Annotated in this window: 23 protein-coding genes; 8 read left to right on the top strand and 15 right to left on the bottom strand. The window is 34.5% G+C overall.

The window, feature by feature from the left end:
* The first annotated feature begins 30 nt into the window (after window positions 1-30).
* The 6 genes from DMB65_RS17935 (at window position 31) to DMB65_RS17910 (ending at window position 6540) form a co-directional block, all read left to right on the top strand.
* Window positions 31-564: a DUF6155 family protein gene (locus DMB65_RS17935; RefSeq protein ID WP_110307996.1), complete on the top strand. Its 534-nt coding sequence runs from the start codon at window positions 31-33 to the stop codon at window positions 562-564.
* Between the two features lie 107 nt (window positions 565-671).
* Window positions 672-2210, top strand: a complete 1539-nt coding sequence (locus DMB65_RS17930) for a DEAD/DEAH box helicase (protein ID WP_110307994.1) — start codon at window positions 672-674, stop codon at window positions 2208-2210.
* Between the two features lie 330 nt (window positions 2211-2540).
* On the top strand, window positions 2541-3743 hold the full coding sequence (locus tag DMB65_RS17925; RefSeq protein WP_110307993.1) for a tetratricopeptide repeat protein: 1203 nt from the start codon (window positions 2541-2543) through the stop codon (window positions 3741-3743).
* Between the two features lie 204 nt (window positions 3744-3947).
* Window positions 3948-5024 (top strand): o-succinylbenzoate synthase, encoded by a 1077-nt coding sequence (locus tag DMB65_RS17920; protein ID WP_110307992.1) that lies wholly within the window; start codon window positions 3948-3950, stop codon window positions 5022-5024.
* Window positions 5025-5090: 66 nt separating this feature from the next.
* Window positions 5091-5564, top strand: a complete 474-nt coding sequence (locus DMB65_RS17915; protein WP_110307991.1) for a CYTH domain-containing protein — start codon at window positions 5091-5093, stop codon at window positions 5562-5564.
* 7 nt (window positions 5565-5571) lie between these two features.
* Window positions 5572-6540 (top strand): YpdA family putative bacillithiol disulfide reductase, encoded by a 969-nt coding sequence (locus tag DMB65_RS17910; protein ID WP_110307990.1) that lies wholly within the window; start codon window positions 5572-5574, stop codon window positions 6538-6540.
* Between the two features lie 104 nt (window positions 6541-6644).
* Here the strand turns inward: DMB65_RS17910 and DMB65_RS17905 are convergent, their stop codons facing one another.
* Window positions 6645-8213, bottom strand: a complete 1569-nt coding sequence (locus tag DMB65_RS17905) for a protein adenylyltransferase SelO (protein ID WP_110307989.1) — start codon at window positions 8211-8213, stop codon at window positions 6645-6647.
* Between the two features lie 6 nt (window positions 8214-8219).
* Window positions 8220-8768, bottom strand: coding sequence for a peptide-methionine (S)-S-oxide reductase MsrA (gene msrA, locus DMB65_RS17900; protein WP_110307988.1), 549 nt, complete (start codon window positions 8766-8768; stop codon window positions 8220-8222).
* Between the two features lie 655 nt (window positions 8769-9423).
* Here msrA and DMB65_RS17895 point away from each other — a divergent pair.
* Complete coding sequence (locus DMB65_RS17895; protein ID WP_110307987.1) at window positions 9424-10917, top strand: aminotransferase class V-fold PLP-dependent enzyme; 1494 nt, start codon at window positions 9424-9426, stop codon at window positions 10915-10917.
* A 591-nt stretch (window positions 10918-11508) separates the two neighbouring features.
* On the opposite strand, the gene DMB65_RS17890 is transcribed toward DMB65_RS17895, so the two are convergent.
* The 10 genes from DMB65_RS17890 to DMB65_RS17840 all read right to left on the bottom strand — a co-directional run bounded on the left by DMB65_RS17890 (window position 11509) and on the right by DMB65_RS17840 (window position 20785).
* The gene (locus DMB65_RS17890) at window positions 11509-11949 is read right to left on the bottom strand and encodes a PASTA domain-containing protein (RefSeq protein ID WP_165834996.1); all 441 of its coding nucleotides are present in this window, start codon (window positions 11947-11949) and stop codon (window positions 11509-11511) included.
* A 182-nt stretch (window positions 11950-12131) separates the two neighbouring features.
* Window positions 12132-13412, bottom strand: coding sequence for a PASTA domain-containing protein (locus tag DMB65_RS17885; protein WP_110307985.1), 1281 nt, complete (start codon window positions 13410-13412; stop codon window positions 12132-12134).
* 12 nt (window positions 13413-13424) lie between these two features.
* Window positions 13425-14138, bottom strand: coding sequence for a hypothetical protein (locus tag DMB65_RS17880; protein WP_123955360.1), 714 nt, complete (start codon window positions 14136-14138; stop codon window positions 13425-13427).
* 9 nt (window positions 14139-14147) lie between these two features.
* Entirely contained in the window at window positions 14148-15290 is a 1143-nt protein-coding gene (locus DMB65_RS22210) for a hypothetical protein (protein ID WP_165834995.1), read from the bottom strand.
* A gap of 108 nt (window positions 15291-15398) precedes the next feature.
* Window positions 15399-15863, bottom strand: a complete 465-nt coding sequence (locus DMB65_RS17865) for a hypothetical protein (protein WP_230470713.1) — start codon at window positions 15861-15863, stop codon at window positions 15399-15401.
* A gap of 51 nt (window positions 15864-15914) precedes the next feature.
* Complete coding sequence (locus DMB65_RS22325; RefSeq protein WP_196239579.1) at window positions 15915-16844, bottom strand: hypothetical protein; 930 nt, start codon at window positions 16842-16844, stop codon at window positions 15915-15917.
* Between the two features lie 22 nt (window positions 16845-16866).
* A complete protein-coding gene (locus DMB65_RS17855) occupies window positions 16867-17322 on the bottom strand; it encodes a hypothetical protein (protein ID WP_110307981.1) in 456 nt (151 codons plus the stop codon).
* Between the two features lie 6 nt (window positions 17323-17328).
* Window positions 17329-19140 carry an OmpA family protein gene (locus DMB65_RS17850; protein WP_110307980.1) on the bottom strand — a complete coding sequence of 604 codons (1812 nt, stop codon included), beginning with the start codon at window positions 19138-19140 and terminating at the stop codon, window positions 17329-17331.
* A gap of 22 nt (window positions 19141-19162) precedes the next feature.
* On the bottom strand, window positions 19163-19717 hold the full coding sequence (locus tag DMB65_RS17845; RefSeq protein ID WP_110307979.1) for a hypothetical protein: 555 nt from the start codon (window positions 19715-19717) through the stop codon (window positions 19163-19165).
* 3 nt (window positions 19718-19720) lie between these two features.
* Window positions 19721-20785, bottom strand: a complete 1065-nt coding sequence (locus DMB65_RS17840) for a hypothetical protein (protein WP_110307978.1) — start codon at window positions 20783-20785, stop codon at window positions 19721-19723.
* Between the two features lie 632 nt (window positions 20786-21417).
* On the opposite strand from DMB65_RS17840, the gene rpsA reads away from it, so the two are divergent.
* Window positions 21418-23196, top strand: a complete 1779-nt coding sequence (gene rpsA / locus DMB65_RS17835) for a 30S ribosomal protein S1 (protein ID WP_110307977.1) — start codon at window positions 21418-21420, stop codon at window positions 23194-23196.
* Window positions 23197-23283: 87 nt separating this feature from the next.
* Here rpsA and DMB65_RS17830 read toward each other — a convergent pair whose 3' ends face one another.
* The 3 genes from DMB65_RS17830 to DMB65_RS17820 are packed head-to-tail and all read right to left on the bottom strand — an operon-like array spanning window position 23284 to window position 24878.
* The gene (locus DMB65_RS17830) at window positions 23284-23811 is read right to left on the bottom strand and encodes an ExbD/TolR family protein (RefSeq protein ID WP_110307976.1); all 528 of its coding nucleotides are present in this window, start codon (window positions 23809-23811) and stop codon (window positions 23284-23286) included.
* Between the two features lie 12 nt (window positions 23812-23823).
* Window positions 23824-24345, bottom strand: coding sequence for an ExbD/TolR family protein (locus tag DMB65_RS17825; RefSeq protein ID WP_110307975.1), 522 nt, complete (start codon window positions 24343-24345; stop codon window positions 23824-23826).
* An 11-nt stretch (window positions 24346-24356) separates the two neighbouring features.
* Complete coding sequence (locus DMB65_RS17820; protein ID WP_110308065.1) at window positions 24357-24878, bottom strand: ExbD/TolR family protein; 522 nt, start codon at window positions 24876-24878, stop codon at window positions 24357-24359.
* Between the last annotated feature and the right edge of the window lie 166 nt (window positions 24879-25044).

Genomic DNA, 25044 nt, shown 5'->3' with positions numbered 1-25044 from the left:
TAATTTACTTTTGTATCTTAAACTTTGAGTATGAGCAAACGTGACTTAAAAAAATATGTATCCGAACTAAATAAACAACAGCTCGAAGAGCAAATTATAGAGTTGTATGAAAAATTTAGTCCCGTAAAAGTGTTTTATGATTTTGTTTTTAATCCCAAAGAAGATAAACTGTTGCAGGAAAGTAAAACGAAAATCTCACACGAATATTTTCCAATAAAAAAGCCTGGTGCGAAATGGCGTCCAAAAGCAAAGATGCGTCGTTCTGTAGCTCAGAAAATCATAAAACATTTTATTTTATTGGGTGTTGACCCGTTTGTAATTGCGGATATTATGTTTTACAATATTGAAATTGCGCAAACATATTCGTCGGGTAACTTCATAAAACAGGAGTTGTTCTATAAAAGCATGCTTAATTCTTTTGAGCAGTCGGTAAATTATGTTATGGTTAACGGAATATTAAATGAATTTAAAGCAAGAATTGTTGCAATTCAACAAGAGACTATTCAACAAAAATGGAAAATACGGTATGAATTTGAGACAATTTTAGATAAAATCGACTTATAAAAACACTTCCCTTAAAAAATCTTATTAAAAAGCGTAATTTATTTTACGTTAAAATACAATGAATAACTGTTTTTTAGGTGTACTTTTGCAAAAATCCAAAAATTACAATGCTGCAAAACACTTTAGAAATAGAAAGAGAAGACAAAAAAGAACTTTATGCTTACCAAAAAGGTGATATTGATGCCATTTTTGAACGTTTAGATAATGCTCCGGCTCAACATCATTTATTGTATCAGCTGCCTACAGGTGGCGGAAAAACGGTGATTTTTTCCGAAATAGTTCGTCGTTATTTAGCTAATAATAATAAAAAAGTAGTTGTTCTGACGCACCGTATTGAACTTTGCAAACAGACTTCAAAAATGCTGAAAGGTTTTGGTGTCTCAAATAAAATCATCAACAGTAAAGTAAAAGAACTTCCTGATCAAAATGATTATTCATGCTTTGTTGCAATGGTTGAGACTTTGAAAAACCGTATCAATGATGAGAAACTTCATTTGGATAACATTGGTTTGGTCATTATTGATGAGGCACATTACAATTCATTCAGAAAATTATTAAACTCATTCAAAAATGCTTTTATTCTTGGAGTAACCGCAACACCTTTGAGTTCAAATATAAAATTGCCCATGCACCAGAGTTATGATGAACTTATTGTGGGGGATACCATTAGTTCATTAATTGACAAAGGATTTCTGGCGCGTGCTACAACTTACAGCTATGATGTAGGTTTAACATCTTTAAAAGTGGGTATCAATGGAGATTATACCGTAAAATCTTCTGATGATTTGTATACTAATACGCTTATGCAGGAAAAATTGCTTCATGCATACACCGAGCGTTCATTAGGCAAAAAAACACTAATTTTCAATAACGGTATTCATACTTCTTTATACGTTTATGAAACCTTTAGAGAGGCGGGCTATGATGTTAGGCACCTGGATAATACCAGCAGCACTGAAGAACGTAAAGATATTTTGGCATGGTTCAAAAAGACTCCTGATGCTATTTTAACTTCTGTCGGAATCTTAACTACAGGTTTTGATGAGCCAACTGTTGAAACGATTATCCTGAACAGGGCAACAAAATCCCTTACTTTGTATTACCAGATGATTGGACGCGGATCCCGCAAGTTACCTGGTAAAGATGAGTTTACTGTTATTGATTTAGGTAACAATGCAGCTCGTTTTGGTTTATGGAGTGAGCCCGTTAACTGGCAGCATATTTTTAAATCACCAGAATTTTACTTAGAAAATCTGCGTGATGATACTGAAATCGAAATGTTTTTCAAATACAGTATGCCTCCTGAATTGCGTGCAAAATTCAGTAAAACAGCAGATGTTACGTTTGATGTTGATGAAGAACATAAATTGGCAATCAAGCAAAATTTACGTTCAAAAATTGTGTTAGATAAATCTTTAGACCAGCATGCAGCAATGTGTGTCGATAATACAGAAACACTACAGGAAGCAAAATCATTAGCCAAAGAACTGGATGATGATATCGAATGCCGTATCAAACGTTATGCAAAATGTCTGAGCCAGTGCAGTAAAAACTACCGCGAATGGCTGGTAGATGATTACAAGAAAAACATGACCCTCCTGATTGGTAAAAAATACCGTGAAAAAATCATGAACGAACCGGATTGATAATTTTTTGGTTTCAGGTTTAATGGTTTCATTTGAAAAATTATCAGACTGAGAAGCCGAAACTCATTACAATTAGTTATTAAATTCTGATATTGAATTAATTTTTAGAAGCAATTCCTGCTGTCCACTGTATCTTTTGTGATCCCGTAAAAAAACGTGACCACAAAAGGATGCCGTTCCTATCAGGGCTAAAAATCCCGTTTTCAAAATGACTCTTAATTTAAGTAAGATAAATTGGTTTTAACGAAATTATTTTGATCTTTGGTAAAAGAAAATTAGGACTGAATTTTGTATACAATGTTTATAATTATTTTAAAACAGGTTTCATAAATGAATTTCAAAAAAATATTTTTATTCCTTTTATTAAATTGTTCGTATAGTTCTTTTGCCCAAAAAGACGGGTATTGGGACAAGGAACGCGCAACGACTAAAGAAATTATCGTTTCTGCCGGTGACAGGATAACAGTTAGAACTGAAGATCTGCCTGTTGGAACCACAGAAATCGTTTACAGAATAACACTTTTAGACGAAAACCAGCAAATGACAAACAGTTTGGTTTCGTTATTAAAAGCGATTCCGGATCCTTATGGTATAGGGCAGGGATCAGCAGGAGCAGTGTTCCTGATGTCAAAGATTTCTGGCGACGATAAATGCACGTATGCTATTTTTACTTCGGATACAAATGCTAAAAAATACATCGACAATGGCAAAGTCAATGATGCCTGTTTTTCTCAGAATGAGCCTTTAAGCAAGGACGCAAAGCGTTTGTCAATCGATAAGTCTTCCTGTCTTCAAGGAAATACCAGTACTGTCTGGTTTGGTTTCGAAAGTAAAAACTGGTTGTTGAAACAAAAAATAGTTCTGGAAGTGGTGCCATGGGTTGATACTAAGTTAAATCGTGGTTGGAACCAGGATAATAAAAATGAAATCGTCAGCCTTTGTAAAACCTCTGCAATGGCTCAAAAAATGGCAAATTCAGACGATTTTTGTGTTTGTATTTTAGATAAAATAATGAAACAGTATCGTTATACCGAATACCAAAAACTGCTCGTTATAGAAAAAACGAAAGTGTACAAAGATTTTGGAAATGCCTGTTACAATGACGCTTCTATCTCTAAAAATGTTTATAATGATTTGCGCACTCAGGCAAATTCCTTAATAAAACTGCAGAAATATAACGAAGCAATCCCTAAATTAAATGCCATAATTACTGCCGGAAAGGCAACCGCTCTTGATTATAGCTCAATTGGTTACAGTTATATTCTAACCAAACAATACGCTAAAGCAATCAAATTTTTAAAAGAAGGCGAAAAACTCGACGATACCGAATTGCTGGTAAAATTAAATTTAGCCCATGCTTATCTGGTTAGTGATGATTATAGTCAGGCAAAGGCAATTTATAAAAAATACCAGTCTCAAAACGTAACAGATAGTTTAAGCTGGGTAGACAAAACAAAACAGGATTTTGCACTTTTTCAAAAAAAGGGGTTGCCTTCATCAGACTTTGATAGGGTTTTAAGATTATACAATTAAAAAACATTTTACCATAACAGTAATGTAAGTTTATTTAATTTTAAGTTGAAAAAACTATTATTGTCTTATTTCCAGAGTGCAGGCTGAGTAAAGTCGGTTTCGCTCAGGATAGATTTCATTGAAGCCTTTTCATCGTTATATTTGCGCAAAGTCAACCTTATATTACTTACATAACTTATATGGTTTAAGAAAAACACATCTATAATGAAAGCAACTTACCACAAATACATGCTCGAATTTAAACGCCCTTCAGGAACGTCAAGGGGTGTTATGACCGAAAAAGAAACCTGGTTTATTGTACTCGAAGAAAACGGTAAAAAAGGAATAGGAGAGTGTGGGATTTTAAGAGGGCTAAGCGCAGATGACAGAGAGGATTATGAAGGAAAATTAAACTGGGTTTGTCAAAATATTCATTTAGGTGAAGATGTTCTTTGGAGAGAATTACTTGAATTTCCTTCGATTCAATTCGGAATTGAGATGGCCTTTTTGTCTCTGAAAAGTGAAAATCCATACTTGTTATTTCCTTCAGATTTTACTAATAATTCCAAATCAATTGTTATAAATGGTTTAGTCTGGATGGGGGAAGAAGCGTTCATGAAAGAACAGATTGAAGAAAAACTCAAGCAGGGATTTACCTGTATAAAACTTAAGATTGGTGCGATAGATTTTCAGAAAGAACTCGATTTATTACGCTTTATCCGCTCTCATTTTACAGCGGAACAAATAGAGATCAGGGTAGATGCAAACGGTGCTTTTTCTTTAAATGAAGCTTTATATAGATTAAATCAACTTACTGGTTTTGAACTTCATAGTATAGAGCAGCCTGTTCAGAAAAACAATACTGACAAGATGGCAGAGTTGTGTAGCTTGACTCCTTTTCCTATTGCTTTGGATGAAGAGCTGATAGGTGTATTTTCTGTGGGTGAAAAAGAAGCTCTTTTGCAAAAAATCAATCCTCAGTACATCATTTTAAAGCCCAGTTTTGTGGGAGGTTTCAGGGGGACTCAGGAATGGATTGACCTCGCTGAAAAATATAATATTGGCTGGTGGATCACTTCGGCACTGGAAAGTAATATCGGTTTAAATGCAATTGCACAATGGACATTTTTACTAAACTCGGTAATGCCTCAGGGGCTGGGAACCGGAGCTCTTTACACCAATAATATTGATTGTCCTTTGGAAGTTTCGAACGGGCAGTTGTGGTACAACAATTCGGTACAATGGGATGCTGATTTTTTTTTAAAAATTAGGATAAATAGATCTTCAAAATCCAAACAATAGCCAGTCAAACCTTAGAACTTTAGGTGAATTTATTTGTAACTTGCATAGAAATATAACTTCAGAAAAATGATTGAGATCGAAAGAAAGTTTCTGGTAAAATCAGATGAATTCAAAGCTCAGGCTTTTCGGCAAAATAAAATTGCACAAGGTTACTTAAGCTCGGTTCCTGAACGAACAGTCCGTATCCGGATCAAAGGTGAAAAAGGCTTTATTACGATCAAAGGAATTGGTCATCATAGCGGCATGACACGTTTTGAATGGGAAAATGAAATTCCGCTTGACGAAGCTCAGGAGTTATTGAAATTATGTGAAAAGGGAAAGATTGAAAAAACACGTTTTGAAATAAAATCTGGAAAACACATTTTTGAAGTAGATGAGTTTTACGGAGAAAACCAAGGCCTGATTATGGCTGAAATCGAACTGGATTCTGAAACAGAAGCTTTTGTAAAACCAGACTGGCTTGGTGATGAGGTTACAAACGATAAGCGATATTACAATGCTTATTTAAGTAAAAATCCTTTTAAAGACTGGGAAAAATAACAACTTTATGACACATCCATACGATCTGATTATTGTAGGCGGAGGTCCAATTGGTCTTGCCTGCGCAATCGAAGCGAAAAAGAAAAAACTGAATTATCTGATTATAGAAAAAGGGGCAATTGTCAACAGTATTTTTAATTACCCGTTGTACATGACCTTTTTTTCTACGGCAGAAAGACTTGAAATCGGTGATATTCCGTTCAATTGTCTGGCTCCAAAACCGGGTCGTCAGGAAGCATTAGAATATTATCGAAACATTCATCGTTATTTTAATTTTAATATCCATCTGTTCGAAAAAGTTACCGAGGTTCAGAAAACAGAAAGCAAAATTTTCAGGATCACAACTGATAAAAACTTTTACGATGCCAGAAATGTAGTTATAGCAACCGGATTTTACGATATTCCGATCGAAATGAATGTAAAAGGTGAAGAGCTGCCTAAAGTTCGACACTATTACAAAGAAGCACATGAATATGCTTTTAGGGATGTTTTAGTTGTTGGAGCAAATAATTCTTCTGTGGATGCTGCTTTGGAATGCTGGAGAAAAGGAGCAAATGTAACGATGGTAATTCGCAAAAACGAGATTAACAACCGGGTTAAATATTGGGTAAAACCGGATATTGAAAACAGAATAGCAGAAGGAAGTATTAATGTTTATTTTGAATCAAATATTACTGAAATCAGGGAGAATGAAGCAGAAATTGAAACTCCTGACGGTAAGGTGACTGTTAAAAATGATTTTGTTCTGGCGTTGACGGGTTATCGACCTGACTTGACTTTCCTTGAAAAAATGGGTATTCAGTTATCTGATGACGAATTAAAAATTCCGCAATACAATGCCGGGACGATGGAAACAAATGTCGAAGGATTGTTTTTGGCAGGAGTAGTTTGCGGCGGAATGGAAACACACAAATGGTTTATTGAAAATTCGCGCATTCATGCCAATAGGATTGTGGATTATATTACTTCGAAATAAAAAATAGTAATTACGATTGTGATATCGAGCGAAGTCGGGATATTTTTGAGATAAAACGTTCTCGACTCTGCTCGAATACACAAAAAGTTGATTTGTATAAGACGTTAAGAACTGCACGAAAGCATAGAACATCCTACTTTTGAACGTGCCCAATCTGGTCTTTTGGTAAACCATTTTTCATATTCAGGTTGTTCATCATATGGATTTTTTAACAATTCATACAGTTCAGAAATTAATGAATAATCCTCCTTATCAGCTGCGTCAATTGCTAATTGCGCCATGTAATTTCGCAATACATATTTTGGATTAACGGAGTTTTGAAGACGAATCCTTTCTCCATCTGAAGTATTTTCCTGATTTAAGCGGTCCAGATAATCTGTAAACCATAATAGCCAGTTGTCTTTAACCGTATCTTTGATTTCTTCCGGTTTGTAAAAAGCATCTTCAATAGCTTGTAACGCTTTTTTTGCCGAATCTGTTTTTTTAATTTTATTCAGGTTACGGTAAAAAATTGTCATATCGGTTTCTGATAATTGCAGGTTTGATTCTAAATAAGCAATGAATTCTTCATCATTTTCTGCTAAAGTAGACAGTCCCAGTTTGGCTAAAATCATTTTTGTATAATCAGAATTGAAATCAGTCATAAATGATTCCAGAATTTTTTCCAAAGGTTCGGCTTCATTGATTAACGGATAAAGCGAATTTGCGAGCTGAAACAAGTTCCATTGCGCCACCTGAGGCTGGTTTCCAAATCGGTATCTTCTGTTCTGGCTGTCTGTTGTATTTGGAGTCCAGTTCGGATCATAATTTTCCAGCCAGCCATAAGGCCCATAATCAATCGTGATTCCGTGAATCGACATATTATCTGTATTCATAACGCCATGAACAAAACCGACACGCTGCCAATGCAGGATCATTTCTCTTGTCTTATCGGCTACGGTTTTAAAAAACTTTAAATATTGTTCTTTTGCCTCTCCTGTAATTTCAGGAAAATAATATTTGATGTTATATTCTACGAACTGTTTCAGGTTTTTAAGCTCATTTCGTGCTGCAAGCATTTCAAAACTTCCAAAACGAATGAAGGAGGGCGCAACACGGCAAACAACAGCACCCTTTTCGTAAGCCGGATTTCCATTGTACAAAATATCACGCAGCACCGGGTCTCCTGATAGTATTAATGATAGCGAACGAGTTGTTGGCACACCCAAATGATGCATGGCTTCAGCACACAGGTATTCCCGGATAGAAGACCGTAAAACCGCCAGTCCGTCTGCAGTTCTGGAGTAAGGTGTTTTTCCGGCACCTTTTAATTGTAAAGTAAAAAACTGATCATTATGCTGAACTTCTGTCAAATTGATGGCGCGGCCATCTCCTAATTGTCCCGCCCAGTTGCCAAATTGATGCCCTGCATAACACATCGCAAAGGGACGGGTTTCCTCTAAAATTTCTTTTCCGGAAAAAACATTTAAAAAGGCTTCAGACTGAATTTCATCTGCATGTATACCAACCATTTCTGCCACTTCTTTTGAAGCATGGAGTAGCTTTGGTGCGGATGGTTTTACCGGATTTACGTACGAGAAAAGAGCATTCGAAACCTGACGAATTTCGTTGGTTTGACTAGAATCAGCAGGTAATTCAGATGTAAATCGGTTATGTAGTTGTAAGTGTTTCATTTTAAATCAGTCAATCAGGTTTTCATCTTTTAATTTATCGGCATACATTTTTTTTAATTTATATATTTTAGGGTCAATGACCATTCGGCAATAACCGGCTTCTGAATTGTTATTATAATAGTTTTGATGCTCTTCTTCAGCCTCATAGAATGCCTGAAAAGGTTTAAGCTGTGTTACGATTGGACTTGCATAAACGGGTTTTAGTTCGTTAAAAACCTGTTCGGCTATTGTTTTTTGCGTTTCGTCATGGTATAAGATTATCGAGCGATATTGTGTTCCGGCATCTGCACCCTGTCTGTTTAAGGTTGTTGGGTCGTGGCTTGTCATGAAAATAGTGATTAAGTTATGATAAGAAATAATATCAGGATTAAAGACAACCTGTATAACTTCTGCATGACCAGTCCGGCCTGTACATACTTCTCTGTATGGTGGATTTTTTATCTGACCATCAGAATATCCTGATTTTATGGTTTCGATACCTTTTAAGCGTTGAATCACTGCTTCAATGCACCAGAAACATCCACCTCCAAAAGTTGCGATTGCTTTATTTTTCATATATATGTTTTGATTTTTAAAGTGAGTAGAATAAGGTTTATCAAATTTAAAACTATTTATACAGATTCTAATCTGTACAAACGTTAATTGAATTATAAATAAAAATGTATTGTAACGAATGCATGATAATAGTTCATTGGGCGAAATTAGGTAAAAACGCCAGGAATAATTATTAGTTTACTTAAACACTTTTCTCTTTATATAAAAGTAATCGTTTTCTTATTACAAATTTAAAAGAGTGTTTTTTGTATAGTGAAACGGAACAAAAAAAGTATCGAGAACCGTTTTAATGATGTTTTCAGTTTCCGATATAATTTCCAATTGCACAATAAGTAACGAAGATGACAGCGTGGGTCTTTTTAACTGGATTCTGATATTGCAAGGCTTAACATTACGAATTGGGTTGTGGATTATACCCTTGGGGTAGAAATTGAAATGGTTTTTGTCTCAACGCAGGTGAAATTTTTAAGGATTATTTGTTGTTTTCAATCTCCAGTTACTCTACTTGTTATATAGGAAATATTATTAATTTGTTTAAAAAACTTTATTTTTTATAATTATACTATTGTAATGTTTCGAATTTTGAGTTTATTATTAGAATATTGTTAGTTTTTGTAAAAAAGAAATATATTTGCGTACATCTAAAAAAGCATAAATGAACACTACACTTAGCGATACTTCACTAGAAACGTATTTTCAGCGTTTTCGGGAAAATATAATTGGAATTGATCAGAAGTTTGATTCGCCTTACGGAAAAAAGCAAATCATTTATACAGACTGGACCGCAAGCGGAAGATTATATCGCCCTATTGAAGAAAAACTTTTAAATCATTTTGGTCCTTTTGTAGCCAACACACATACTGAGACAACTGTTTCCGGAACTGCTATGACTAAAGCATACCATCATGCACGTCATATTATCAAACGCCATACTAATGCCAGTCACGATGATGTTTTAATTACCGATGGAACTGGAATGACGGGAGTTATCAATAAGTTTCAGCGAATTTTAGGTTTGAAAGTCCCTGAAAACCTGAAAGCTTTTACTACTATTCCGGATGAAAAAAGACCTATTGTGTTTATCTCGCACATGGAACATCATTCGAATCAGACCTCCTGGCTGGAAACCATTGCTGATGTTGAAATTATTCCGTGTTCTGAGACTGAAAAAGGGCTTTTTAGTCTGGATAATTTAGAGGAGTTGTTAGAAAAATATAAGGACAGAACAATCAAAATTGCTTCGATTACCGCATGTTCAAATGTCACCGGATTAAAAACGCCTTTTCATGAAGTCGCGAAATTAATGCATCAGCATAATGGTGTTTGTTTTGTAGATTTTGCCTGTTCAGGTCCTTATGTGCAAATTGACATGCATCCTCTAGATCCGGAAGCGTATCTGGATGCGATTTTCTTTTCTCCACATAAATTTTTGGGTGGTCCCGGAACTTCGGGAGTATTGATTTTTAATAAAAAATTGTACAACAACATGATTCCCGATTGTCCTGGCGGAGGAACGGTGAGCTGGACCAATCCGTGGGGAGAACATAAATATATTGACAATATTGAAGACCGTGAAGATGGCGGAACTCCTGGCTTTTTGCAGGTGATAAAAACCGCTCTTGCCATTGAATTGAAAGAAGAAATGGGAATTGAAAACATCCTGCAACGCGAGCATGAAATTGTGGATTTTGTTTTTAATGAGCTGAATTCGATTCCGAATATTAAAATTCTGGCAGGTAACCATCAGGAAAGGTTAGGGGTGATTTCGTTTTTTATCGACGATTTGCATTTTAACTTGGGCGTAAAACTGCTGAATGACAGATTCGGAATCCAGACAAGGGGAGGCTGCAGTTGTGCCGGAACGTATGGACATTTTTTGCTGCATGTAGATCAGGAAACCTCGAATAAACTGGTTGATGAAATTACAATAGGCGATTTAATAAAAAAACCGGGCTGGATCAGAATGTCGATTCATCCTACGACCACAAAAGAAGAAATCGCTTTTGTTTGTGAAAGCATTAAAGATCTGGCTGAAAACCATGAAAGCTGGAAATTGGATTATGAGTATAATAAAGATACTAATGAGTTTATTCATAAAAATGCTAATTCGTTTGAAGATGAATTGGTGGCGGGGTGGTTTGTTTCTTAAATTATTTGTAATTCAGATGAAAACCTAACCAATACAAAATAAGATTCTGCACTTTGGATTTCCCCTTATTATAAACATAAATTAAAATAATGGTAAAGGAGGAACGGTCATAAAGTAAGAAAAATACAGATTAGTCGTTTGGTGAGATTTGGGTTTTATTAGAATTCTATAATCAAGAATCTTTACACAAACCAGAAAATACGCTGTTCTTATTTTCTCAGACAGATGCCAGAACGTTGAATCTGTTATAGAATTTTAGACCCTATAAGTTTTTAAAACTTACCTTTTATCCGATGTGTTCTCATAAAAAAAATGCGCAAATTTCTCTTTGCACATTTTTTTATGTCTTAATAAATCCTTAAAGTTCTTAAAGCAATGCTATGTATTAGGATTTTAATAGCGAATTAAAAATATTTTTCGATTACGTAATTTGGTTTAAACATAGTATCTGTTGTTTCGCCTTTTTTTCAGGTAGCGTCTGGTTGTATTCTTATTTGTTGGTCCATACACTTGAATTATCTTTGGTAAAACATCATTGGAATCCACATTAGTTATTGTTTTTAATGCCTTGTAATGTTGAAAAACTAGTTGTTATACCACTGTGAGTTGTATTGTGGTTCCTATTTGTGTGTAGGTTCCTGAATCTGGTGTTTGTGTTTTTATGATATTAGTACTTGTTTCTGATACTCCATCCGGGAGCTGATAGCTTAGCCCTATTGTATTGAGTACCAGAACTGCTTGCGCTATGGTTTTGTCAATTAATGATGGTATTATACGCAGTCCTGAAACACCGTCTGGTGGAGGTACTGGGACTATCTTGAATTTTAGTTTTGCCATGGCATTGATGTCTAGGTTAAATCGATTGCTGTTGCCTGCATTGATGGGAGTGGCGTATATTTTGCTTCTGGATATATCATTGCTCAGGGAAGGCGTACTGGTGCTGGTGCTTGATATAGCAAATGAAACTTGAGCTTCGACTTCGGTTTCTGGTAAGACATAAAAGGTAGGCTGGTAACCTATCGATTTTAGCATGTTTAAGACTTCGTCTTTATTTTCTGAGTTATATATTTCTAGGGTTTGCGCTAGTGATCCGGCGTCTAGTGCTGCTTGGGCTTCGCCTACGCCTTTACCTATGGAGGAGATGAGTTCGCCTAGGGGTGCTGCCATGATTTCTTTCATGAAATCTAAAGAGTTGTTTGACATTTTTTTAGTTTTTAGTTTTGTTTTGCAAATACTACGGTTATTGTTTGATTGTAATTTACTGGACTGCCTTGTGGTATAGATTGCTTGAAGGCTTGTCCTGTAGGTATATTTCTAACATCAAATTGGTATATGGTGTCGAGTTGTAGCCCTATGGAATGGAGCACTTGTCTACAAGCGGTCTCGGTTAATCCTAATACATTAGGCATTTTGAGTGTGTTACCTGTAACTGTGGCTTGTTCAGCGATATCAATTTTTATGTCGGATATGGTGGCTCCGTTTACATTGTTTATTTTCTCACCATCAACAAATTTTATTTTTACACCTCCGGTTACGTCTTGTTCTACAAATGTTTTGAGGGTTAGGGACAGGTTGCTTAGTTTGTATTTACTGTCTCTGGTTTGGTCACTGGCTATTTGTACTTGATCTATAATGTTGTTATAGACTTTATTAATGGGCTGGAAGCCTGGATTGCCAGCTTCTAGTTTTTGTTTAATCTCTTCTATTTCTTGGGTAAGTTTTATTTTTTCTTGTGTGAGTTGTTGTATTGTCTCTACTCCTTTGGTATTGGCTTGTTGTAGTTCTGTGTTTTTTTTATTGAGTTCGTTTATTTGTGCGGTGTTTATACCTATTGTTCGTTGCAAACTGGCATTTTCTAGCTGTGTTTTTTGAACTAGAAGCGATAAACTTGTATTTTCTGTAGCTATTTTGTTTAGGCTTGCTTCATTTTTTTCGTTGGTTTGGTTTAGATTTAGCATTGTAGCCTTTAGAGACTCTATTTGGGAGGTGTAATTTTCTATTATTTTTTTATTTTCATCATTTTTTTGTAGGGCTGTTTCTAACTGATTTTCTACGTTGGTAGCTATTTGTGATAATACCGCAGGATCTATGGCTAGAGTTGCCATTATGGAATTGTCTAACTTGTTGTTTGGTAGTTGTTTGGTAATTTCTGGATCCGCTATCCATATGGTGTTGAAATCGTAATTTATTGTTTTGGTTTTATCATTTATTGTGGTACTGCCACCTAATGAATATACTTGGGTTTCTTTGGTTTTTAAACTTGCGGTGCTTACTAGTCGTAGTTGTGGGAGTGCTGGTGTATCACTAGTGGCTGACAATAACTTGGTTGCTGTGGTTTCTAGTTTGAAAACACCATTGGTTATTGTTTTGCTTGCTAGTGTTGCCCATCCTTTTTGCTTAAGATCGTAATATTGTACTGTGAGTGATAATCTATTGATAGTTTGATCGTTAAATTTTTTTACTATTGCGTTTATGATTATATTATATTCATTCATCTCTAAGACTTTTTATGTTTTGCTTATTGCGATTGATTTTGACACTGATCCTGAGTTTACTCTTATTAAAAATGTTCTGCCGTTGTTGTAATCATTTATATTCAAATTGATGGTGGTTGTTAGTTCTCCATTGAGGTTTGTTTTTCCCTCCATACTACTAAAAACGGGTGGAGTTACTATTACTCCATTTATATTTTGCGAGGTTTCGACATCAAAATTGAATTCAACGGTGGTGTTTGGAAATTTTTCATTGAGGGTATTGGCTATGCTTACTGTAATTGTAAAGCTGGCTATTCCTCCTTTTATCTCTGGTCCTTGGGTTGCTACAGTTAAGTTTACTTGTGGCAATCCCTCGTTAGGAAGCACAGCTACAAACCGGCCTGATATGGTGCTGGCTATATGTGATTTTTGATTGGTCGATGTTGGAATTGTTGCTTGGGGATTAAATCGTATAAGTCCACTTTGTACTTTTCCTATATTCCCTATAGCCGGCATTACTGGAAGACTTGGATTTGCTTTTGTATTAGTGGTTTGTGTGGTGGACTCAAAATCAGAGGTTACTTGTAAACTAAAGTCTAGGTAAGGCAACTGGTACATAGTATTGGGTCTGCCATACTCGTCATAAGGAGGCATGTTACGCAATTGTTGTTGTGCTTGGTTTAAACTATCGGCTATTCCTAGCAGTATCTCGTGTAAGGCTAATGATGTGTTGGAGGACTGACTCATTTTTTTCTTTTAATCATTAAATTTATCTTTTTTGCGCTCTTTGCGTTCTTCTTTTTTACGTTCTTCTTGTTCTTCTCTCCTACGTTCTTCTTTACGTTGTAATAGTCGTTCTTCTTTTTGTTCTTCTTTTTGTTTTTCTTTCTTTTCTTCTGCTATTTTTTCCTCATTTTTTGGATTTTCTTTCTCTTTCATAGCGTCTGGATCGAAGGGTTTATCGAACGAATTTGTAAACTTGTCCATAGGGAGTAGTTTCTCTACTTCAAATCCTTTGTCAAATTTATCTTTTATACTTTCTTTTATACTTTCTTTTATTCTTAGTATCTCTTTTTTCTTTTCTTTGATTTTTTCCCAGTCGTCTTTTATTTTTATGGCTTTGTCTTTTACTTTTTCTATTGATTTAGTTTTTTCTTTTATCGTTTCGAGTGCTTTTTTTGCTTTTAATTGGTCTCTTATTTGATCTGGATTGGGACTTTTTTTTATCGAAAAGTCTTTAATCACTTCGATTACTGGTTTTTTCTTAAGCTCTTCTCTAACTTCAAAAGTATCTTTTTCAACTTTTTTCTTTACCTGCCTTCCTGTTTCAAATAGATCTCTTGCTTTTTTTACAGGAGCTTTAAGTCTTTCAGTTTCTTTTTTTATGTTTCCTTTTTTCCCAAAAGTGTCTATTGATTTTTTGACTTTTTCTACTGTTGTTTTTATCGAATTTCTTTTTGCAAAAGTGTCTATTGTTTTTTTTACTTTTTCTACTCCTTTTTTGGGTGAGATTTTATTTTTTTCAATTTCTTTTTTGACTACTGTTTTGGGCTTCTCATCTATTTGTTTGGGTTGGTCAGTTTTGTTTGGTTTTTTTACTGATTTTCTTGTATCAAAATCGTCTTTTAGTTTTCTACTGATACCAAACTTTGATGCTTCCTTCTTTTTTTGCTTGAGTTCAAAAATACTTTTTTGTTTTGCTTGTTGTTTTTTTGTAAGCCATTGCTGGTCTATCTTTTTCTTTTCTGCAAAAGTAGGTATGTGGTTAAAATACCTTTGTTCTTCAGGTGGTGTTTGAGTGTTACTTACTTCGTTTTTTAATTTTTTTTCTAATTCTTCTCTTTCTTTAACCAGTTTAGATAATGCTTCATCTTGTGCTATTATTTTTTGAAAATCCAAAGGTTCTGGGCTTGTATTATTGTTAACAAGCCCTGTTCCTTTGGTTTCTTCTGGTTTTGGTATAAATTTTTTCCAGCTTTTTGCCATTGTTATCTACCTTATACTTTTTTATACCACTGGCTGTGTTGGTGCGGCTATGAGTTCCTTAATTCTTTGTTCAAATATTACGGGAGCAGGTACTGTAACAAGTTTAGTTCGCATAAGCGAGCTGCCCTCAGCACTATATTGGTATTTTTGAGAGTAGCTTGCATTGACCGATGCTGAGAATATTCCAAATGGTGCTTTTGCCTTAGCTTCTAACGATGCTTTGAATTCATTTTCCTGTTTCATAGTTATAGCCATTTTAAGCTCGATATAGGTATCAACAAACTGGTAAAAGGTAGGGGTAAAGCCCAGTGCAAGCAAGCTGTAGCTTTGCCCACCTTCTTGTAGTTTTATGAGTGCAGTATCGTCTTTTACCATTTCGCCATTAGTTCCTTCTTTAAAACCAGCCATGAGTTGGGTTATTCGTATAGAAACTTTGTCCAAAGCATATTGCGCTTCGGCTATTCCTAAACCCAAATTCTTGACCATTTCTGGAAAAGGGGCGTTTAAAAGTTCTTGTCCTATACTCATGGGGTATACTTATGTTGTTTTATTTTGCTCTTTGGCTAATTCCATTTGTGCACGAATACGCTCTTCAAGTATAGCTGGTGGTGGAATAGGTACTAACTTGGTACGTAAAAAACTGGATCCCTCGGCTGAATAGCTATATTTTTGTGAGTAAGTAGCATTCACCTGCGTAGTAGTTACTGAGCGGCCTGCAGCTATACCGCCTCCAAGACCTGGAATAAACATGGCACCTGCCTTAAAACTAGAACTTCTTCTGTTGGTATTAGTTGTTCTGGTATAACTACCTTCCTGAGTATATTTGATACTTATTTTCACCTCAATCATAGTGTCTACAAACTGGTAGAACGTAGGTGAAAAACCCAACTCTAGCATAGAAACACGTGCTGGGATGAAGAAGGTTTTTTCTACTGCACCACTTTTTTTCTTAATTAGAATATCAGATTCAGAGACTTTTTCATAAAGTTTAGTTGTTCCATCTCCTTTATAAGCATAATATTCTGTGACATTAGGAGAAACAACAACTTTATATATTTGATTAGAAATTCTAAAACTTGAATCTGTTTTAGCCTCTAAAATTGCATAAGTTGTTAAAGAATTATCCGTTGTTAAATTAGCATAATCCCAATTACCATCTAATTTGTTCTTTATAGTTGCTTTTAACTCTTTGTCATTTGTTGAATTGTACAACTCTACAGCTCCTGTTAAAGTAACTTTTTCTTGACCAAAAAACACCCTACTGTCTTCAAAAGTTACTACCTCTTCGCCGTTGATTTCTTCGGTTATTGTTTGTAAGCCCCCCATCATTTGGGCTACTTCCATAGAGTTGGAATCAAGTTTTATTTGTGCTTCGGCTATAGCAAATGCCATTTGTCTTATCATGTCCCCCATAGGAACATCAAGTAATTCTTGTCCTATTTTAGGTTGTTCGTTAAATAAACTCATTGTTATTTTGTTTTAATTGTTATTATTCTTCTTTTTTCTTGATACTTTCTTTTAGTATAGTCAATAAATTATCGGGTGGCGGTAAGGAGACCATTCTGGCCGATATAGATGATGACCCTTCGGCTGATTGTTCAAACTTACGCGCATACGATGCATTTACTGTTGCCGTTACGACCCCTATAGTGGCACCAACTTCTGCTCCTATAGAGAAAGCGGTAGATTCTGCCATTGAAAATTCTAACTTGGCTTCAAAAGTAGCTTCGGTAAAGGCATAGAATGTTGGCGTAAATCCAAGTGTGATCAGATTGTATTTGGTACCTCCTATTTCTATTTCTTTATCGCTTAGCTCTTTGAGTAGTGCGATTGAATTGGTGTCTAATTCTTTTTGGGCATTAGCCACTGCCATTCCTAACTTTTCCACCATAGTATATAGTGGAGTGTTAGTGAGTGTGTTGGTTATATTTTGTATTGCGCCCATACTAAATTATTCTTCGAGACTTTTTAGTATAAATTGCGTGAACCCTTCTGGTGGTGGCAGGGCTACCATCTTAGCACTCATAGAGGCGTTGCCTTCCATACTCATTTCAAACTGACGAGCATAACGAACGTCAACGCTACCGCCTATAGCTACAGTACTTCCTGTATCACTATTTGACACATCTCGTTTTGAGGCAGACTCTTGATTAAATACTTCATTAATCAAAATACTATCTTCTTTTATGTCATGATTTTCGTCTCTTTGCTCTTCTTTTTCGATTTTGATCTGGGAAGCATCTTTAGTAAATACCGAAAATTTCAATAATGATTCTTTATGAAGCAAGTGTAACACTTCATGACGATTTTCAAATAAATAGGTATTTGATTTTGATTTTAAATCCGTTTCGACATTAGTCAAAGAATCTTCGGTTGTAAAATTAATAGCAGTTTGCCCATAGCGGATAGTTTTATCTCCTGATACAAAAAATGCTGTTTCTTTTAACACAATAAATTTATTCTTTTTAATTGCGTTGATTTCTGGCGTAGCTGTTGTTTTAATTTTTCCTCCTTCAAATACAATATAGTCAGCAGGCAACGTAATACTTGCTCTTCTATTTGTAGCATTTTTAACGTCATCACCTCCGGCTTTTGCCTTAGTCTCACCTATTGAAGTAGGATTACAACCTAACTTGGTTAATAGTGTTTTGAAAGCCATAGCGCGTCGCATGCCTAGTTTTTCATTGTAAGCATCTTTACCGCTACTATCAGTCTCTCCTACAATGGTAACCGTTTCTGATGTAAGTCCTAATACGGTGTTTAATTTTTTCAAAATAGCTAAAAGTGAACTATTATTTTTTACTACACTTGTATTTACATCACCTGCTGTTCTTACATCTTCGTCAAAATAAAGTCTGTCTCCAAGTCTTATCGCTTTGTTTGTAACATCTCGTTCATCATCATGTTTGAAGAAAATTTCCAATTTGGTTTGTTTCCATACAGCTCCATCAAGCTCCCAATACGTACCATCTTTAGAGAAACCATAAACAATACCTGTATTAGCAGTGTTAGCAACAGGAAGCGTCGTTGAGAGATCAGTTATAACATTAAATTTATTAGTATTCCCACCATCAAGTTTTATTTCTAAATCAGTAGCATAATCTGTTATTTTTAAAACACCATAATCTGTACTAACAATATGAGGTTGAGAAATACACACATAACCATTTACAACACTAACATTTAATTTTTTGGACTTGTTTTCGATTGTTTGTTCGCTATGAATTTCGTGTAATACCTCACTTATTTTCTCATTTTCTAAGACTTTATCTTCAAATTTTTCGATCATTTTTACACAACCTTCCTCTTGCTTGATTGCGATAGATTCATTTTCTATTTTAACCTTATTGGTTTCAGAGGCTTTTAGGGTAATACTTTTGCTGCTTTTGTTTTCGTTATACCCTTTAGAAAATTTGTTTGAATTAATAAACTCTGCCTGATCCTTGGTAAGCGAGTTGTCATTAGTGTAGCTTGCATTAAGTTTTACATTTACATCCAAGCTCTCTTTCATTGCCATTTTTAGGCTTATAGAGGCATTAATGTTAGCCTCGGTAAAGGCATAAAAAGCAGGTACAAATCCTAGTTCGAGCAATGACTTGTCGCCTATTTTTTGTTCTGATAATTTGATAATTTGAGCTACTGAGTTGTTGTCCAGTTTCTCTTGTGCCTCTGCTATTCCTAAGGCTAGCGAGGTAAAAATGTTGCCTACATCTACATTTTGTAGAATATTGGCACCTTCCTTAAAGTCTTTAATGTCTGCCATTTAGTTAATATTTAGTTTATAGTTAATAATGATTTATTATTTCTGGGAGTTCTATTGCTATTTCAGGTTTCAAGTTGTCTTTGTGTACTATAAAGTATTGGTGCTTTTTTTGTAAGTCTACTATTTGTTTGGTGCTTATATTGTAGCCTCTAAGTATCCAGTTAAGCAAATCGTCAGTCAATTTTTGTTTGCCTGTCTCTATTGTTTTTTGAACAGTTTGGAGTAAGGCTTTTGCTTCATCTTTGTCTTCCTTATATAGATATTGTACAGCCATACGCTGTAATACATCGGCTTTATACTTAATGATAATTTCGGTTTGTTCTTTAGCGTTTAATAAGTCTAAAAATTTCTCGCAATAGTTAATCACCTCATCATAAGCTCCCATCAACTCCATAGACTCCATAGCACATTGTATGTAATGCTGAAAAAACATCTCACCATTTACTTGATTTTGGGTCATTCTGATGGCCTCTTTGTAATGGCGTAAAGCTTCCTTATGATTGCCTGCTACGGCATAAATTTTTCCTTTTTCGGCTATGCCTAGGTGAAAGCTGTATTTAGTATCGGTATTTTCCATATGCTATGCAGGCAGTTTTTCAACTACACAACCTATTTCTTCAAGTTGTTCCGTCATGTAGCGTGTTAATATATGTTGTAAAGGTTTTGGGCTCGTCCACTTGGTATTTTGTTTGATATTGATTCTCTCACTAAAAAATTGTTTTACAATAGCCTTAGTCTTATCTAGATCAGGTATTTGATCTATAGTTATATTGTATTTGCCAAGAGGAACATTATTATAACTACATGTTAATCCGGCGGTGGTATAAAGACCTAGTTTTTCTGAAAGGTCTTTTCTATTTACCGATTCGTCTAATACGACAGGCAAGTTGCTTGCTATTTCTGATAGTATTTCTTCAGGCATACCTACAATTTGCGTAAGTATATTGGTGTGGTTACTGTTATTGAGGTCAAAAGCATCCAATACAATTTCAAATCGTTGAAAACTTTGATTTATAATTTGTACCGCTCCTGTTTGTTGGAAACGCTTCCATATTTCCTGACTATTAGCATAGGTTAGTCCTTCTACTTCTGTAGGGTGGGGCGATAATCGCAAACCCAGCGTGTGCAACAGTTGGTCAATCTGATTCTTTATTTTGACATCAGCAGTATTTATTCTAAGGGTATAAAGATCGGTTTTAGGATTGCTGGCTATTACCTCGGCATCAATTCTTTTAGATAAGGCTAGGGCAGTAGCTATTGATACCCCACCTAAAACAATACTGGGTTCGTTCAGCAATAGGTTGAGCGATTCCTTCTCGTCGCAACCTAAAAATTCACTTAATTGCTTATTAATTATAGGTAAGTTTCTGGGATTTTGAATATATAGTGCTAATTCCAGCAACTCAGGTGCGGCAGGCAAGGGTTCATCTTCACTTGTAATCAGTACTTCAAGTCCTAATTTTGTGAGTAATGCTTCGGTTTTTAAAGCCAGTTCTTCTTCTACATTCTGGAATAATACTGCGGGTGTGCAATATAATAATTTAACTACATATTCTTGTTGAATTCCTAATACTTCTGATAGTATTTTGCCTACAGATGGATTTGCCGTCCCTATACTGGCAATGATTACGTTTTTAGTTGACATTATTTACGTTTCTTTTTATTTTTTATAAAATTAAGAAAAATAATATTACAAAAATAAAGAAGAATCACTGTTTTTTTTTTAAAATCAACTTTTTACAAAAAAAAAATAAAAAACCACCAAACATTAAAAAATCAACAAAATAGTTAAGTTATCAATAGGCAAACAAATAAAATCATTACCTAAATATATTAACTATCTATTCTTGTTTGCCGGTAAAAAGTGATACAAAAAAGCTGTTTCAAAGGTGTACTTTGTCAGTTTGCTTGTTAGTTTAAAGTCATAAAAACCTATTTTTTGAATCTAAAGGATTGAGCGTAAATCCTTATTGTGACGGGGTTGGGCATAAAAGATTACTTCGCTTGATTTTTTATTTAACCATAGTTTGGTGAACTTCGTTTGCAAGTAAATATGGGGACTTCTAGGTCTTAAAAAAGCAAAAAAGTGCTGCTTTTGAGTAATTAACAGATAATCATCTTGGTTTTAGTTTGTTGTTACAAATAAATATATTAATTTTGCAAACCTTTTGGCAAAGAAGAGTTTCCATTAGGTATCAACTATTTATGTAAAACAACTTCTGTTTTTCTACTGCTTTATGAAACTCGAGGGAAACAGAATACAAATTTTTTATCAGCATGTCTGAACAATTAAAATCACAAGAAGAGTTTTTAGCAAATTTTAACTGGCATAACTTCCAAGAAGGAATCGATGCAGTAGATGAGAAAAACTTACAAGAGTTTGAAGAACTAGTATCAAAAACTTTCATCGCTACTGACCAGGAAGAAGTAGTTGAAGGTGTTGTTGTTAGAATTACAGATAGAGACGTTATCGTTGATATCAATGCTAAATCTGAAGGTGTTATTTCTTTAAACGAATTCCGTTACAACCCAAACTTAAAAGTAGGTGACAAAGTAGAAGTATTAATCGATATCCGTGAGGACAAAACAGGTCAGTTAGTATTATCTCACAGAAAAGCACGTACTATCAAATCTTGGGATAGAGTTATTGCAGCTAATGAAACTGGAGAAATCGTTAACGGTTTTGTTAAATGCAGAACTAAAGGAGGTATGATCGTTGACGTATTCGGTATCGAGGCGTTCTTACCAGGATCTCAAATTGACGTTAAGCCAATTAGAGACTACGATGTATATGTAAACAAAATGATGGAATTCAAAGTGGTAAAAATCAACCACGAATTCAAAAACGTTGTTGTATCTCATAAAGCGCTTATCGAAGCTGATATCGAAGTACAGAAAAAAGAAATCATCGGTCAATTACAAAAAGGACAAGTATTAGAAGGTGTTGTTAAAAACATTACTTCTTATGGTGTGTTTATTGACTTAGGTGGTGTTGACGGATTAATTCACATTACTGACCTTTCTTGGAGCAGAATCAACCACCCAAGTGAAGTTCTTGAATTAGACCAAAAATTAAACGTTGTAATCCTTGATTTCGATGATGAGAAAACAAGAATTCAATTAGGATTGAAACAATTAAACGCTCACCCATGGGATGCTTTAGATGCTAATTTAACTATTGGTGATAAAGTAAAAGGTAAAGTAGTTGTAATCGCTGATTACGGTGCATTTATTGAAGTTGCTGAAGGTGTTGAAGGATTAATCCACGTTTCTGAAATGTCATGGTCAACTCATTTACGTTCTGCTCAGGATTTCGTAAAAGTTGGAGATGTTGTTGAAGCAGTTATTTTAACTCTTGACAGAGATGACCGTAAAATGTCATTAGGTATCAAACAATTGACTCAGGATCCATGGACTGATATTACTTCTAAATATCCGGTAGGTTCTAAACATACAGGTATCGTTAGAAACTTTACAAACTTTGGTATTTTCGTAGAATTAGAAGAAGGAATTGATGGATTAATTTACATCTCTGACTTATCTTGGACTAAGAAAATCAAACATCCATCTGAATTTGTTAACGTTGGTGAGAAATTGGATGTAGTGGTATTAGAATTAGATGTTGACGGACGTAAATTATCTTTAGGTCACAAACAAACTACTGCTAATCCTTGGGATCAATACGAAGATTCTTTCGCTGTAGGAACTATCCACAATGGTGAAATTTCTGAAATCGTTGACAAAGGAGCTACTGTAGAATTTGGAGATGACATCGTTGCTTTCATTCCTACTCGTCACCTTGAAAAAGAAGACGGAAAGAAATTGAAAAAAGGTGATTCTGCTGATTTCAAAGTAATTGAATTCAACAAAGAATTCAAAAGAGTAGTTGCTTCTCACACTGCTATCTTCCGTGAAGAGGAAGAGAAAAACGTGAAAGCTGCAACTGAAAATACTTCATCTAACTCAACTACTAATGCACCAGCTGCGACTTTAGGAGATAACAATGATGTATTAGCTGCATTAAAAGCTAAAATGGAAAAAACTGAGAAAAAATAATTCTTAGCTTTCTTGAAAATAGAGAGAGGCTGTCCGAAAAGTAAGGACAGCCTTTTTTTTATTGTTTTAATTTTGAGATAATTATTTTTAATTAGAAGCAAGTAATTTTGTTTCTTCCGGAGTGTAATCATTTACAATTGCATAAGAATTAATTCCTGTAATATTCATTTCATCAAGAATATCCACCAGATTACCGTAATTGGATTTCTTGCTTGGTTTTATGATTACTGTAACACCAATTTCTGGTCTGCCCATTCCTGCGGAATATTCATGAACTTTTTTATTTATAACTATTAATTCTTTACGTATTCCGTTTTTTCCATAATGTATTTCCTTCGGATTTTGAATAGGAGCGTATAATAATCCCATGTAAGTAATCATTTTATCGTTGTCATCTAGTAATACGGTTAGAATACGATTTTCATCTGGTTTGTTACAGTCAGGTTCTGGACCGCAGCCTCGATCACCTCGACCGAAATCCATCATTTTGGGTTTAGCTAATTCAATCGTTACCATAAAAAATATTATCAGTAAAAAAGAAATGCTAACCATAGCGGTTAGATCAACTCTTGTGTTTTGTTTTCTGCTTCTGACTTTTCTGGGAAGGTTTTGCATAAGATGTATTTATTAATTATAAGCTAATAATTTATATTCTTCTGGAGTGAATTCGTTTACAATGGCGTAAGTGTCAATTTTTGAAATTGCCATTTCATCCAGAATATCAACTAAATTTTTAAAGTTGCATTTTTTGCTTGGTTTTATGATTACAATTGGACCTCTATTTGAATCTCCAGTATATTCTTGAATTTTGTTTTTCTTATTTAATAGTTCTTTATGAATGCCATCGACTCCATATTTAAATTCTTTAGGTAATTTATCTGAATATCCAAGTAATCCTGAATAGGTAATAATTTTATCTTTGTCATCAAGTAAAACTGTTATAACACGATAATCTATACCAGCCCCACAACGAATAACTCCATCCCAAGCTGGATCTTTTTCTGGTAAACTTAAAGCCATAATTTTCGGTTTGGTCAATTCAGTTGTAACCATAAAGAACACAATCAGTAAAAATGAAACGCTGACCATTGCTGTTAAATCAACTCTTGTATTTAGTTTTTTGCTTCTGACTTTTCGATTAATTTCCATAGTTTTGTGATTTAGTTGGCTGCTAATAATTTTGTTTCTTCAGGAGTGTCATTGACAATTGCATAAGTATCAATGTTGGCTATTGCCATTTCATCTAAAATATCAACCAAATTTTTATAGGTTGATTTTGAACTGGGTTTTATAATTGCAATTAGTTTTTTAGATTTAGGATTTTTGGATGAATTTTCAAGGATACTTTTATTTTGCAGAATTAACTCTTTACGGATCCCGTTTTCTCCATAGTTTGTTTTTTTTGGGGAAATTATTGGAGATCCTAAAGCTCCCACATAATAGATTATTTTATTGTTTTCACCCAGTAAAATTGTAATTGATTCAGTATTGGTTTTATCAAGTGGCTCATTATTTAGTTTTTTACTAGTTTCAGGCAAATTTATCGTCATTACTTTCGGTGTAGTCAATTTAATCACAGCCATAAAAAATAATACAAACAAAAGAGAAATGCTGACAATAATAATTAGAATAATCCTTATTGTTCTTTTTTGACTTTTTGTTTTCTCCGGTAAATTTTCCATAAATGAATGTATTTTGATTTTAAAGTTAATAATAAAAGTAATCATTGTTGTCCGATAAAAAAGAAGCCAAATTAATGGCTTCTTAAAAAACATCGTAATTTAGAGTTGCAAAATTCAAATAACGATGGGTAAAAATAAGTATTTTTCGACTAAATCTGTTTTCGGA

The organism is Flavobacterium cheongpyeongense (assembly GCF_003202435.1).
Taxonomy (GTDB): Bacteria; Bacteroidota; Bacteroidia; order Flavobacteriales; family Flavobacteriaceae; genus Flavobacterium; species Flavobacterium cheongpyeongense.
This window is presented reverse-complemented; position numbering and strand designations above follow the sequence as displayed.